The sequence below is a fragment of the Moritella viscosa genome (genome assembly GCF_900120065.1).
Classification (GTDB): Bacteria; Pseudomonadota; Gammaproteobacteria; order Enterobacterales; family Moritellaceae; genus Moritella; species Moritella viscosa.
The window spans coordinates 22773-36426 of sequence record NZ_FPLG01000100.1; the positions used below are offsets into that span (position 1 = coordinate 22773).

Sequence of the window (13654 nt, forward strand, 5' to 3'; positions counted from 1 at the left end):
GATGAGGCAACAACATACTATGAAAAAAAGTGGCTTTACATTGATCGAGATGATGATTGCTATCGCTATCTTTGCCTTGCTTAGTCTGGGGGCTTACCAAGTATTACAAGGCGTATTACGCAGCGATGAAATTTCGAAAAATCACGGGAATGCATTAAAACAATTGCAACGGGCAATGGTCATTGTCGAGCGTGATTTTCAACAAATGAATGCGCGTAATAATCGCAGTGATGACGAACTGACTGCAATGCCATTGCAAGCGGGAAAATTCATGTTTGATAGTGATGACGATGGTATTGCTTTCGTTCGCAGTGGTTGGCGTAATCCGTTATCCCAGTTACCACGTTCATCGTTACAGCGGGTAATGTATCGTGTTAAAGATGCGCACTTAGAACGTTTAAGTTATGTTTATTTAGACCCGACGATAGGCGAAGAACCAAAGAGACAGTTGATCCTCGAAAATGTAGAGTCGCTCACATTTGAGTTTTATCATGAAAATAAATGGAGTGAGACTTGGACGAACAAGACCGCGCTACCTGAAGGCGTTAAAATGACGCTAACATTAAAAGGTTTTGGTGAAATTCAGCGCTTATTCCTATTACCTAAAGCGACAATCGACAGTGGTAAAAATAAAGATAAAGATAAAGATAAAGAAGAGAGCCGCTAATGATATATGCCTCTAAACAGCGTGGTATTGCACTATTGACCGTCCTACTTATTCTGGCTGTAATGGTAATTATTGCTAGTAATATGTCATCACGTTTACAGCTGGAATTACGCCGCACCAGTAATATCATGACGCATCAACAAGCCCTTTGGTATGCTTATGGTGCAGAGGCATTGGTTGAAAAGGGATTAAAGCAAGCCTTGAAAGACGATGATACGATTAACTTAGATCAATATTGGGCCACAGAAGGCATGATGTACCCAGTTGAAAATGGATTCATTGGTGGTCAGGTTTTTGATATGCAAGCCTGTTTTAATGTTAATGCTGTTACTGGTGAAGATAAAGACGGTCAAGCCCCACTGAAGGTCCGCTTGTTCCGTAATTTATTAGAACAGCTTGATCTAGACGCATATGAATCGGAGCAATTAAGTGATGCCTTACGTGACTGGATTGATGGTGATACAAATGTGGTATCGAGTTACGGTGTCGAAGATGCTTACTATGAGTCCCTCAATTACCCTTATCAAGCGGGTAATCAACGTTTAATTAATGTCAGTGAACTACGGGCAATAAAAGGATTTAACCAAGCTGTTTATCGTAAGGTTCGTCCTTATCTTTGCGCCTTACCTACAGCAGACTTAAAGATAAACGTGAATACCATTGTGATTGATAAGCCTGAGATATTAGCTGGATTATTTGCAGGGCAATTATCACTAGATGTAGCGAAAACAATATTGGAAGAACGGCCTAATGGCGGTTGGAAATCAACTGCGGATTTCTTAGCGTTACCGTTATTAGCTGGTATTAAGACTGATGCAGCAGAGAAAGCTGTGTTTGATATAAAAAGTAGTTATTTTGTTGCGCTATTACAAGCTGAATTTGCTAGTGCAACCATGAAAGTAGAATCGTTATTTAAAGCTGAAAGCAAAGATAGTGTTTATGTTATTCGTCGACAATTCGGAGGAGCTCAATGAGTGAGCAATTAGTAGTAAGGCTTGGTAGTGAAAGTCGACAAGCAATACATTGGTTGGTGTGGTCAACTGTTGAAAATGAGATCATTGCATCGGGAGTGTTGGCAAATACAGCTGAACTGATTGAGCTCAAATCCCGTGCTGGTGGACGACCTATCATTGCATTAGTTCCAAGTTGTGATATCACGTTTAAAGAAGTGGAATTACCTGGACGTAGTAATAAACAACTACTCAACGCATTACCCTACATGCTAGAACAAGAATTGAGTAGTGATATTGATAAGTTACACTTTTCTGTTCTAGGTAAGACTGGGAATACAGTATCCGTTGCGGTGATCGCGCATGACAAAATGCAGGAGTGGCAATCATGGTTATCGGATGCCGAACTAGTCTGCGCACAAGTCATTCCTGATGCCTTAACATTGCCGTACAGTGAAGAGAGTTGGAGTGCGATTGAATTAGATGGTCAATGGCTTATTAGGCAAACTCGTACACAAGGTATGTGTATTGAGACCGCACTATTAGGTTTTGTCTTGGCTACGGCTGCTCATGTAGACATTGATGATGAGAGCGCTGTGCAAACGGTGACTAGCTATTCTAATATCGATCATCTTGAGTTAGATAATTGGCAACAGAATACAATTGAGTTGCCAATGAAACTTTGTGCTGAGGGAGCTGTTACTAGCCGTTATAACTTATTGCAAGGTGAGTACAAAATAGTACGTGAAGAAAATGTCGCATTAAAATTATGGCGTGGTACTGCTATCGCAGCAGGTTTAGCTATTGTGATGATCTTTGTGAATCAATTTGTGACGTTAAATAAGTTAGAGCAGCAACAAATGGCATTAGAAAACGAGATTAAGCAGGTATATAAAACGGTATTTAAACCGAAGAAAATGCGCCTAAATACTCGTTTAGTTAAAAAACAGATGCAGAATCGTTTAAATGATTTACGTGGTGGGGGCGATGACTCAGGGTTCTTAGTGATGTTAAGTAAGCTAACCCCTACATTTAAAGAATTACCGGGTATTGAACCTATTTCCGTTCGATTTGATACGAAACAGTCAACATTACGATTACAAGCAAGTGCGGCAGACTTTCAGAACTTTGATAAATTAAAATCATCGTTATCAACACTGTTTGATGTTGAACAAGGGACGTTAAGTCAACGAAACGGTCGCGTTCAGGGCACGCTGGATATTAAGGGTAAAAAATGAAGGCACACTGGCAGCAATTAGATCAAAAAGAAAAACAGCTCGTTAGTCTATTAATCGCCACGTTATTGCTTGCATGTGGTTATTGGCTGGTTTGGCAACCGTTGCAAAATGATATTAGCAATACCCAACGAAAAGTTAACGTCCAAACGCAAACTCTCGCCGATGTGAAGGTGATAGGGCAAAAGATCATGAATTTACAGGGAGGCCAAGTAAACCATCCTGAAGCTGGTGATCTTAACCAGCTTGTTAGTCTTAGTGCTAAACGTAATAAGATAATGATCACACGTATTCAAGCAAAAGCAGATAATCTGCAAGTATGGATTGATGATGTTAATTTTAACCAGCTTACTACTTGGTTAGAACAATTGAATAAACAATACGGTATTGAAATCCAGAATATAGATCTGAGTGTGTCAGATAAAAAAGGGATGGTTAAGGTTCGCCGATTACAGCTAGGAAAAAGAGCATGAGAAATAAACTTTTAGGACTATGTTTTATCATGATTGCATATGTATCCTTTCTTATCGGCACACTACCAGCTACATTAGTATTATCATATGTTCCATTACCTGCTAATTTAGCGATTAGCCAAGTTGAAGGTACGGTATGGCAAGGGGAAGCAAAACGGGTCTCTTTTAATCAGATTGAAGTGCAAGATGTTCGCTGGAATACATCGGTAATTGCGCTATTAACGGGATCCGCACAAGTTTACGTTGAGTTTGGTCGTGGTAAGAATAGCTTACGCGGCAGTGGTGAACTAGGCTATTCAAGTGCAGGTGTTTATGCGCAAGATTTCACGGTAACGGCAAGTTCGGAATGGTTAGTCACGGCGAGTAATATTCCATTACCAGTGACGACTAAAGGCAGCGTTAAATTGATAATAGCAGAGATGCAGCAAGGAATCCCTTGGTGTGAACAGCTTGATGGACAGTTGAGTTGGTCTAATGCGGGCATTGAATCACTGTTGGGAAATATAGAGATTGATTCTGCCGTCGCTAATTTAAGTTGTGACAAGGGGGCGATTGTTGCCAACATCAAGCAGAGCTCTAATCAGTTAAAATTATCTGGTATTGCGACGTTAGAAGATAAAGGTAAATACACGCTTTCAGGAGTACTTGTACCAAGTAATGAATTACCGCAATCAATACGCAGTAATTTACGTTATGTTGGCCAAGAAAATGCCAAGGGTGAATATAAGATTAATTACGCTGGCCGCATATAATGTTGTTATATAACGCGTACTCGTTATGACAAGGATGCAGAATTAAAATGACACATCAGAAACCTAAAATATTAAGCACGAATATTGTCGCAGAAAGTCGACTATTTAAAATTGAGTCTGTTGCACTGCGCTTTTCTAATGGTATCGAACGTACTTACGAAAGAATGAAAGGTGGTGGTCACGGCGCCGTTATGATGGTGCCTGTCGATGCGGATAATAATCTTATCTTGATCCGTGAATACGCTGTCGGTACTGATAGTTACGAACTTGGTTTTCCTAAGGGGGCGATCGATAAAGGTGAAACCGCATTGATTGCTGCCAATCGAGAGTTAATGGAAGAGATTGGATATGGGGCTAAAACACTAAGCTTACTGAAAGAAGTTAACTTAGCTCCGAGTTATTTTTCTGCTCGAATGCAGATTTATCTTGCACAAGATCTGTACCCAGAATCTTGTGAGGGTGATGAACCTGAGCCACTCGAAATTATAAAGTGGCCGTTAGCCAGAGCAAATGAGTTACTTGATAATGATGAAATCACAGAATCACGTGCTATTTGCGCATTATTACTTGCCCTAAAACAACTAGATAAGTAATACTAAATCATTAAGAGATGGCGAGAATAAAGTAGGAAGTGCGATATGCAAATAATGACCTTAATTCCAGAGTTAAAAAAAATTGCACGCGCCACTGGTGCAGTGATTTATGATATTTATCAATCGGGCGAGTTTGAGCAAGAAATTAAATTCGATCATACACCGGTTACCAGTGCTGATATCGCCGCTCATAACTATTTATCTAAGCAACTTGCGTTACTGACGCCTGACATTCCAATTTTGTCTGAAGAAGATTGTGATATTGCCGTTGAAGAGCGTCAATCTTGGGAAACTTATTGGTTATTAGATCCGTTAGATGGCACACAGGAGTTTATTTCTCGTAGTGGTGATTTTGCGACGATTATTGCATTGGTACACAAGAACAAACCTATTTTGGGAATGATTTACGGTCCTAAAGATGACGTTCTCTATTGGGCTGTTGACGGCGAAGGTGCATACAAAGAAACATCGGATGGTGAAGATAGAATTTTCAGTCATACATGTTTGCAACCTTTAACCAGTTTAAATGTGGTTGTGAGCCGGGTTCAGAATCCGGACAACATTCGTAAGTTAGTTGAAGATGATATTGACTTAGAATTACAATCTCTTGGCTCTGCGAGCTTAAAAGGTTGCTTAGTTGCAGAAGGTAAAGCGGATTGCTATATACGTTTAGGCATTACTGGTGAGTGGGATACTGCGGGTACGCAATGTATCGTGACTGAAGCGGGGGGGGCGATTCTTGATTTGAATTTAAACCCACTCTCTTATAACCAACGCGATACATTAAAAAATCCTGATTTTATTGTACTTGGAGACCGTAATTTGACATGGTCTGAGATCTTAACGGGTTAAATTAATTTTATATCAAATAGAGAAAAGGTCAGCGTATTGCTGACCTTTTTATTATTCATTGAACCGTATGTTTATTGGAATGACGCGAACACCAGAATAAGTACTAATACTGGGCAAACAAACTTTACGTATACAGGCCAGATCTTCCAGAAGATAGAATGCTCTGTTACACCTTCTTGCTCTCTGATCTCTGCCATTAAGCCTTTACGGCTCCAAACCCAACCTGCAAAGATTGCTACGCCTAAACTTATGAGAGGTTGTGCATATTGTGTCGTGAGTGTAATAACAAAACCAAACAGTGTTGAGAAGTTAAATACAATCACTAAACTAAGCGCGGTGACGATCGTACCAACGATATAGGTTGCTTTCTTACGTGTCATCGATGCACGTTCTGCAAGATAACTTGTTGGTGATTCCATCATACCAATCGCCGATGTTAATGCGGCAACAAACAATAATGCAAAGAATAAAATTGAAACTGGGTATTGTGCAGCGCCCATCGTTTCAAATAATGCCGGTAATACTGTAAACACTAATGTATCAGAACTCAGTAGACTACCGTCTGCAGCGAAGATCTCAACGCCGTTATGTGAAGCCACATACATAGCAGGTAAGATCACCATACCTGCAACAAATGCGACAGCGGTATCCATCAGTGTCACTTGCGCGGCTAATTTAGCAATATTTTCTTTTTTGTTTAAGTAAGAACCGTATACCATCATGCAACCACTGCCTAATGATAGTGAGAAGAATGTTTGACCGAGTGCTCCAATCAGTACGTCACGGTCTAGGATACGGCTAAAGTCTGGAACAAGTAATGCTCGTAAACCTAGCTCTGCGCCTGGTTGAGTCAAGATATAAAGCATTGCAGCGATAAGCATTAAAAATAACAGTGGCATTAAACGTTTCGACCATTTTTCGATACCGTCTTCTACACCTTGTTGGATAACTAGGACTGTGAATATCGCGAATATCACTGTAAATATCACGTTGCGTGATAATGACATATCAACTAACCAGTTAGCCGTTGTTGTAGAACCCATCATTTCTGCAATTGGTGCTAAGGTATTACTGATGAACCAACCTGATAAAATACCGTAGAAAGAGAAAATCAGTGCTGACGTTATGATTGCCGCAAGGCCAATAGTAATACCAATTAATTTAACGCTTTTATTTTTAGCTAGTTTACTTAATGCATTAGCGGGGTTTGTTTGTCCATGGCGGCCGATCATCAATTCAGCAATTAGCATTGGATAGCCAAGCATAAAGATGAGTACAAGATAAACCAGTAAAAAAGCACCGCCGCCGTTACTTGCTGCTTGAGTTGGGAATCCCCAAATATTACCAACACCAACAGCAGACCCTGCTGCTGCCATAATGAAACCAAATTTAGAGCTAAACTGGCCGCGTTTAGCTGATTCTATTGTTGTACTGATGGTCGACATAACTCTCCGTGTAAACTTTTATTTACTATAAGTTTTAATTGTAACTAAATATTTACGGGGAATATCCTATTTAAGCCTGCTTTAGTCAACTTTTAATTTTGATTATTATCATCTGTGTGGTTTAAAGTGGTTTATGGTGGTATTTTAGGCAGTTTTTATTTCTGGTGTTGACGTGTAAATAATTATTTACGTTATTTGTTTTTAGGTTTGTTTATAATGGATTTTTACCTGTCTTAAAGATGATAAAAATAAGTTAGTTGCTGATAATGTTGAAAGTAGTATTATAATATCAGTGTTAACAACCCCTTCCCTTAATTAATGATATTTAAATTATGACCGGAATTAGAGCCCAGCAAAAAGAAAAAACCCGCCGTTCACTGATCAACGCGTCATTTAGACTCGTGACAGCAGAGCGAAGCTATTCAAATTTAAGTTTACGTGAAGTTGCACGTGAAGCTGGGATCGCACCTACGTCTTTCTACCGCCATTTTTGTGATATGGAAGAATTGGGTTTAACCATGGTTGATGAAGGAGGGCTGACATTAAGACAATTGATGCGTCAAGCACGACAACGTATTGAAACCGGTGGTAGCGTGATCAAAACCTCTGTAGAAACATTTATGGAATTTGTTGAACAGAATCCAAATATTTTTCGAGTATTATTGCGTGAGCGTTCAGGCACATCGGCGGCCTTTCGAGCTGCGGTATCTAGGGAGTTACGTCACTTTAGTGCTGAGCTAACCGATTATATTGAACTTGCAAGTAAACTCAGCCGTGATGAAGCGACGATTCAATCTGAGGCAATGGTCACAATTGTTTTTAATGCAGGTGCTGAAGCGTTAGATTTATCGAACGAAGAACGTCGAATATTGTCTGACCGTACTATAATGCAATTGAGAATGATTGCAAAAGGCGCAGCGGTATTAAAAATGACAAGAGGTATTACGCTGTAAACTTTGAACATTGAGGTATCTAAATGACTACAAAGAATCAAGTGGGTTATAAACCATTATATTTTGCTTTCTTAGCTGGCTTATGTGGTAACGCAACATTAGCAACGTTAACGACAAGCGAGGTTCCATTCAGTATTTTTCCGCTCATTGCATTAGTGCTGGTGGCCTATAATTGGTACCAAGTTTACATGACTAGTGCTATTGAAAGTCATATCAGCAAATCGTCATTAGGTTTGTTTGTTATTGGTGTTTTGACGTACACGACATTTGTACGTATGGAATATCCGGAGTTGGGTAGTAATTTCTTACCCTTGATATTGGTATTGGGTTTATCTGCTTGGGTAGCAAAAACCATCGGTGTGTTTAGATCTAAAAAACAGGCATAATATCGAACTTATAAAAAAACTCGTTAGCAACAATGTTGTTAACGAGCTTTTATTTAAATTAATTTAGAGTTAACTCTTTTTCGTTAAGTACACACCGGATTCAATATGGTGTGTATACGGAAATTGATCGAACAATGCAAAGCGGTCTATGTTGTGTGTTTGGCTAAATGCTTCGAGGTTGTCACTCAATGTTTCTGGGCTACAAGAGATATAAACGATATTATCGTATTCTTGCACCATTTTAACGGTGTCAGCATCCAAACCTGCACGTGGTGGATCGACAAAAATCGTGTTGCAATTAAATGTTGTTAAATCAACTTTTGCATCTTTAAGGCGGTTAAACTCTCGTTCACCATTAATCGCAATTGTAAATTCTTCCGCAGATAAACGTAAGATAGTTAAATTGTCTAATCCGTTTTCGGCGATATTGTATTGTGCAGACTGTACTGATGATTTAGATATTTCTGTCGCTAATACTTTTTCAAAGTTTGGTGCTAATGCGATAGAGAAGTTACCATTACCACAATAAAGCTCAAGTAAATCACCACTACAATCTTTAGTTACGTCTAATGCCCATTCTAGCATTTTCTGATTGACGATACCGTTTGGCTGCGTGAAGCTATTTTCAACTTGCTTGTATTTTAATTTTTTACCTGCCACGTTAAGTTCTTCAACCACGAACCCACGATCTAATACGACTTTTTGTTTTTTAGCACGACCAATAATGTTGATATTGAAGCGTTCGCTTAGTTTTTCTTTTAATGCTTTTGCTTCAGTGACCCATTCATCAGTTAATTGGCGATGGTAAAGTAAGCTTATTAGCAATTCACCGCTTAGCGTAGATAAAAAATCAACTTGGAAAAGTTTGAAACGTAATAAGTTTGATTTTTTTAGTTCAGCGAGCAGTGCAGGCATGATCTCGTTAATCAATTTACTACCAGGTAGGAAATAATCGATTTTTATTTTTTGCTTAGTTTCTTTATCAAACATAATGTAGTCAAGATCGTCGCCATCATGCCAAACACGAAATTCAGCACGTAAACGATAGTTCTCTGCCGGAGAGTCAAACACTTCTAATTCAGGTGGTGAGAATTTTTTAAATGTTTCACGTTGACGAGTTACTTTATCATCAAGCTGTGATTGGTAGTTATCGGGATGCATTTCGATCATATGGACTCACCGTGGTTTATACTAAACAAAAGAGTAGGGATTGTAAGACCCAAATATTGTTTGTCCAGTACATTTTACATTCCAGTGAATACTAATCTTAAAATGTTAATTATAGAATTATGAATATACATTTATTTAGCATGACTCTATAATCGCGCTGCTTATCAAGCATAGAGCTTTATCTATTTGCTGGTGACATTATTTATTGGAGGAATTCAGTGAGAATCTGAACCTGTCGCGCAACGGTAAGAGTGCTTAGCACTTAAGGCCGGTCTCCAATATGGAACCTGAGTAATTAATAAAATAATAAAAACTCAATTTTGCTGAATGATTCGGCCCATTTTTCTACGCGTAAATAGGAAAAATTTACAATGTCTAAAAAACTTTTAGCAACTGCATTACTGCCGTTTGCTGTTCTTGCCCAAGATCCATCTGCTACAAATAATAAAGAAGTAACGGTCGTTACTGCCAACCGTGTTGAACAAGCCGTTTCTGATGTGCTTGCACCAGTCAGCATTATTACACGTGATGATATTGAATTAACCCAAGCACGATCACTTACTGATGTTTTCCGTATGCTACCAGGTGTTGATGTTGCTGTTAATGGTGGTAGTGGTCAAGTTGCAAGTATTTTCATTCGTGGTGCGAATTCAAATCAAGCGCTGATCTTAATCGACGGTGTTGCAATGTTGACTGCTAATACAGGTAGTCCCGATTTTAATCAAATACCAATGAGTTCAATTGAACGTATTGAGTTTATACGGGGACCTCGTGCAGCTGTTTATGGCTCTGAAGCAATTGCAGGTGTGATTAATATTATCACACAATCATCTGCAGAACCGATTACAACGTTAAGTGTTGGATTTGGTTCTGATGCGAGTTATAAATCGAGTTTATATAGTCAGTTGAATTTGACTGATAAAACAAAGCTGAAAGTGACAGCTGCTTATGAAACTACAGATGGTTATAACGTGCATCCATCACCAGCGAACAAAGGTGACAAGCATGGTTTTGAAAGTCAAAACTATGCAGCAATGCTAAAGCATCAGTTCTCCGATTCTTTAAGTTTTTTCATTCAGCCAAGGTATTATCAAAACATCGTTGGTTATTACTCTTTTGGTACAAATAAAGAAGCTTGGATTGAAAATATAGCTTTTGATGGTGGTGTCACTTATAGCGATGAAACTGTTTATTCTGCGCTAAAGTTAACAACGACATTTGAAGATAAGTATGATTATTTAGTTTCAGCAGCTAATAAGCGATATTCGACATCACCTGCAGTTCGAGAGCAAAAAACTGCAAATTGGTTAAATCAATATAAATTTTCTGATACGTATACTGCAGCATTAGGTCTTGATTGGAAAGATGAAAGTTATCAAAAACCAGGCTTAGGAAAACAAGAAAAATCGAATAAAGCGTTGTTTACTACAATGTCGAAAAATATCTCGGTTATTACACTCGAAGGTTCGGCGCGTATTGACGATAATTCACAGTTTGGTTCTCACACTACGTGGGGACTGGCAGCTGGATGGCAATTAAATCCAAAATGGAAAATAATTGCAAGTAGTGGTACATCTTTTAAAGCGCCGTCTTTATATCAATCATTCGATGTTAATTATGGGAACTCTGAATTAAAACCTGAAGAGTCTATTTCATATGATGTAGGCTTAGAATCTAATTTGGAATTAGTTACTTGGTCTGTGAATGCTTACTACAGAGATGTTAAAGACCTTATTGATAGTGATCCAGCTACTTGGAAGTTTGCTAATCTTGATGGACATAGCATCATGAAGGGAGCTGAGTTGGAAGCGTCTTTTGATTTATTTACGATACGAAATCAGGCGTCTTTAGAATATTTAGACACTAAAGATGCAAATGGTAATGAATTATCACGTCGTGCTAAATATAAAGCTAAGTGGCAGGGGACGATAACAACGGGAAATGTTGATTGGGCTCTACAATATCTATACCAAGGGAAGCGAGATAATTCAGGATACGATGATATTATCTTATCTGGATACAGCCTGTGGAATTTATCAGCTGTCTATTACGTAATACCTGAATTAAAGTTAGCAGCTAAAGTTGAAAATCTATTCGATAAAGAATACGAAACGGCGGCTGGCTACCCTGCACCAGAGCGCGGTTACTATATTAATGCTACTTATGAGTTTTAATTTGTAATTACACATTAAAGTAATGATTGAGAAGCCAGCGATATGCTGGCTTCTTTTATGTTCATCTATTCCAATTTATCCTGCCCTTGACTATTATATGTCTTTTACAATAATCCAATGGTTTGTACATGAGTAAAATATTGATTTTTGATTCTGGTGTAGGTGGTATATCTATATATCAAGCAATCAAAGAGCAATTACCAAACGCTGATTACCTTTATTTGTTTGATAATAAATATTTCCCTTATGGTGAACTTGAACCTGAGTTTCTTATTGAACGAGTTTGTCAGTTAATCGGTCACATGTATGAAGAATATAACCCAGATCTTGTGGTTATCGCATGTAACTCTGCGAGCACATTGGTACTACCTGCTTTACGCAAACGCTTTCCTATTCCTTTTGTTGGTGTTGTACCTGCAATAAAGCCTGCTGCATTACAAAGTAGAAAGAAAAAAATAGGTTTGTTGGCTACGCCTGGCACAGTTTCTCGAGCCTATACGCAATTACTTGTGAATGAACATGCTCAAGATTGTGAGATCGACATGATTGGAACAACAAGTCTTGTATTACAAGCTGAAAACAAGTTATATGGTGAACCTGTCGATTTAGATGAAATAAAAAAGGTTGTATCAAAATGGACAGTGGCTATTAATAGCCCTGATATTGTTGTATTGGGCTGTACCCACTTCCCGCTGTTAGCTGAGGAGTTAGGGTTGATTGTTGGTGAACATATTCAATTTATCGATTCAGGGATGGCTATCGCGTCACGCGTTAAACATATCCTCGGCGGTAGTGTGCTTTTTGGTGGTGACAATGATTGTGGAAAAGCATTTTGTACCAAAATACAGGCACAAAAAAAGCTGACTTGCCTATTTAATGAAATAGGGTTAAGCCAGCCTTTATATATAGACGTATAATTTAATGAAACAAATTACTCTGCAGAATGAACCGTGCGTTCATTTGCTTCACGTACTTTTAATGTCCGTTGTTGATATTCAGCATCGTTAAGCGATTGAATTGCTTCTTTCGCGTCAGCCTCCGGCATTTCAACAAAGCCAAAACCACGACGTTTACCTGTATGTTTATCTTTCATTAAGCGAACTGATAATACCTGACCATGTTCTGCAAACAATGTACGTACTGATGTTTCATTTGCTCGGTAAGGTAAGTTCCCTACATATAATGTCGTTGTTTCTACAGCTGCGCTGCTTGAAGATGAAGGTGTTGAGAATTTAATTGTAATACCGGTAATAATTGCACCAATAGCAAATGCAATAGGCGCTGGTATTGTATTTCCTATAAAGGAAAGCGCTGCAAAACCAATTGCAGCAATCGCCACCGAAATAACGGATGCTCGAGTTGCATTGGATAAAGTTGAAAAGCCCATCGTTTTAAAGAACCCCTGAAAACACATAAGTGATTAATATTAAAGAATAATTTATTAATTGTTACTCTTGTCCCTAATAGTAACTAATATCTAGAAGAGCGACAATCAGTCTCAATGTATCAATAAAAAGCTACAAAAAATCATAGCTGTGTCTTATTTTGTCAAAAAATGTATGAAATACAAACAAAAATATTGCATTCATTCAAATATAAATGGTTACTCTGTGTATAACTTGGTAGTAAGTTGTTATTAATATTATCTTGCGTTTTTTATGTGAAAAGGCTTGTCATCATCCGCTATCTCTCTATAATGCGACCTCACTGACACGGCAACAGCCGCTAAGTAAAGGTGTTAATAAGTATCGAAAGTTACTTTTTAAACGTCCTGAAATAAAGTGCAAATATGTGCTTGACTTCGAAATTGGTTTGCGTAGAATACGCAGCCTGACTAAGACGCAAAGCGTTGATGTCAATGCTCTTTAACAATTTATTCAAGCAATCTGTGTGAGCACTTGCAGAGATATAATGACCAAAAATTATATCAATGTAATTGTGAACATTAAATTAAATCGAAAGATTTGGTTTTATAAACAACAAACTTCGGTTTGTTGTTGAAGT

14 protein-coding genes are annotated in these 13654 nt (G+C 38.3%); 11 read left to right on the forward strand and 3 right to left on the reverse strand.

The genetic code is table 11. The features are described from left to right. The first annotated feature begins 1 nt into the window (after window position 1). The 7 genes from gspJ to cysQ are packed head-to-tail and all read left to right on the forward strand — an operon-like array spanning window position 2 to window position 5522. Window positions 2-667 (forward strand): type II secretion system minor pseudopilin GspJ, encoded by a 666-nt coding sequence (gspJ, locus tag BT797_RS15230; RefSeq protein ID WP_075472671.1) that lies wholly within the window; start codon window positions 2-4, stop codon window positions 665-667. Then, window positions 667-1641: a type II secretion system minor pseudopilin GspK gene (gene gspK, locus BT797_RS15235; RefSeq protein WP_075472672.1), complete on the forward strand. Its 975-nt coding sequence runs from the start codon at window positions 667-669 to the stop codon at window positions 1639-1641. The genes gspJ and gspK overlap by 1 nt, the downstream gene beginning before the upstream one ends. After that, entirely contained in the window at window positions 1638-2855 is a 1218-nt protein-coding gene (gene gspL, locus BT797_RS15240) for a type II secretion system protein GspL (protein ID WP_045108752.1), read from the forward strand. Before gspK ends, gspL begins: the two co-directional genes overlap by 4 nt. Further along, window positions 2852-3325, forward strand: a complete 474-nt coding sequence (gene gspM / locus BT797_RS15245) for a type II secretion system protein GspM (protein ID WP_045108753.1) — start codon at window positions 2852-2854, stop codon at window positions 3323-3325. The genes gspL and gspM overlap by 4 nt, the downstream gene beginning before the upstream one ends. Continuing rightward, entirely contained in the window at window positions 3322-4077 is a 756-nt protein-coding gene (locus BT797_RS15250) for a type II secretion system protein N (protein WP_045108754.1), read from the forward strand. The genes gspM and BT797_RS15250 overlap by 4 nt, the downstream gene beginning before the upstream one ends. Before the next feature lie 47 nt (window positions 4078-4124). Beyond that, entirely contained in the window at window positions 4125-4670 is a 546-nt protein-coding gene (gene nudE / locus BT797_RS15255) for an ADP compounds hydrolase NudE (protein WP_045108755.1), read from the forward strand. Window positions 4671-4715: 45 nt separating this feature from the next. After that, window positions 4716-5522, forward strand: coding sequence for a 3'(2'),5'-bisphosphate nucleotidase CysQ (gene cysQ, locus BT797_RS15260; protein WP_045108756.1), 807 nt, complete (start codon window positions 4716-4718; stop codon window positions 5520-5522). A gap of 71 nt (window positions 5523-5593) precedes the next feature. On the opposite strand, the gene BT797_RS15265 is transcribed toward cysQ, so the two are convergent. Further along, window positions 5594-6967, reverse strand: a complete 1374-nt coding sequence (locus BT797_RS15265) for a sodium-dependent transporter (protein ID WP_075472674.1) — start codon at window positions 6965-6967, stop codon at window positions 5594-5596. 332 nt (window positions 6968-7299) lie between these two features. On the opposite strand from BT797_RS15265, the gene fabR reads away from it, so the two are divergent. Together fabR and BT797_RS15275 are read left to right on the forward strand one after the other, a co-directional pair. Further along, window positions 7300-7920: an HTH-type transcriptional repressor FabR gene (gene fabR / locus BT797_RS15270; RefSeq protein ID WP_045108758.1), complete on the forward strand. Its 621-nt coding sequence runs from the start codon at window positions 7300-7302 to the stop codon at window positions 7918-7920. Between the two features lie 23 nt (window positions 7921-7943). Further along, window positions 7944-8306 carry a DUF1422 family protein gene (locus BT797_RS15275; RefSeq protein WP_075472676.1) on the forward strand — a complete coding sequence of 121 codons (363 nt, stop codon included), beginning with the start codon at window positions 7944-7946 and terminating at the stop codon, window positions 8304-8306. A gap of 69 nt (window positions 8307-8375) precedes the next feature. Here BT797_RS15275 and trmA read toward each other — a convergent pair whose 3' ends face one another. Then, the gene (gene trmA / locus BT797_RS15280; RefSeq protein ID WP_075472678.1) at window positions 8376-9476 is read right to left on the reverse strand and encodes a tRNA (uridine(54)-C5)-methyltransferase TrmA; all 1101 of its coding nucleotides are present in this window, start codon (window positions 9474-9476) and stop codon (window positions 8376-8378) included. A 371-nt stretch (window positions 9477-9847) separates the two neighbouring features. Here trmA and BT797_RS15285 point away from each other — a divergent pair, with 371 nt between their 5' ends. Continuing rightward, on the forward strand, window positions 9848-11650 hold the full coding sequence (locus BT797_RS15285; protein ID WP_045108761.1) for a TonB-dependent receptor domain-containing protein: 1803 nt from the start codon (window positions 9848-9850) through the stop codon (window positions 11648-11650). A gap of 128 nt (window positions 11651-11778) precedes the next feature. After that, window positions 11779-12567 carry a glutamate racemase gene (gene murI, locus BT797_RS15290; protein ID WP_045108762.1) on the forward strand — a complete coding sequence of 263 codons (789 nt, stop codon included), beginning with the start codon at window positions 11779-11781 and terminating at the stop codon, window positions 12565-12567. Window positions 12568-12581: 14 nt separating this feature from the next. On the opposite strand, the gene BT797_RS15295 is transcribed toward murI, so the two are convergent. Continuing rightward, window positions 12582-13037: an RNA recognition motif domain-containing protein gene (locus tag BT797_RS15295; RefSeq protein WP_045108763.1), complete on the reverse strand. Its 456-nt coding sequence runs from the start codon at window positions 13035-13037 to the stop codon at window positions 12582-12584. Window positions 13038-13654: the final 617 nt, after the last annotated feature.